1 protein-coding gene is annotated in these 497 nt (G+C 45.3%); it reads left to right on the top strand.

The window, feature by feature from the left end:
* Positions 1 to 497: AMP-binding protein (locus tag JaK3_RS06785; protein ID WP_150114228.1), on the top strand; the 497-nt coding region annotated here is incomplete at both ends.

Here is a 497-nt window from a genome sequence, read left to right as displayed (position 1 = left end):
TAGCAACAATTGCTTTTGATGCAGCAACCTTTGAAATCTGGGGTGCTCTTTTAAATGGCGCGAAGCTTGCACTTGCACCTGCTGGGAAGTTGGATTTAAATGCCATCACATCTACCCTGGCGCAATATCAAGTCAATACACTTTGGCTTACCGCTGGTCTATTTGCCGCCGCAGTTGAAGAAAAAATTTCACTGTTTGCAAACTTAAAACACATCTTAGCCGGAGGTGATACGTTACCTCTCACATCCATTCAGCGCCTCTTAAGCACATATTCATCGATTGATCTCATTAATGGATATGGGCCTACAGAAACAACCACCTTTGCACTTACTCAACATCTAAGCGTTAAGCATTGCGAAGAAAAAGTGGTGCCTATTGGCTACCCACTAAATGGCTATACATCCTACCTCCTAGACTCCACCTTAGAGCCTGTACCTCCTGGAGTGGTGGGTGAGCTCTATATTGCTGGTGCTGGTTTAGCCAGAGGCTACCTAGGT

This window comes from Polynucleobacter yangtzensis, from assembly GCF_001595965.1.
Lineage (GTDB): Bacteria > Pseudomonadota > Gammaproteobacteria > Burkholderiales > Burkholderiaceae > Polynucleobacter > Polynucleobacter yangtzensis.
Note: the sequence above shows the minus strand (reverse complement) of the source record. Positions and strands in the feature narration are given on the sequence as shown.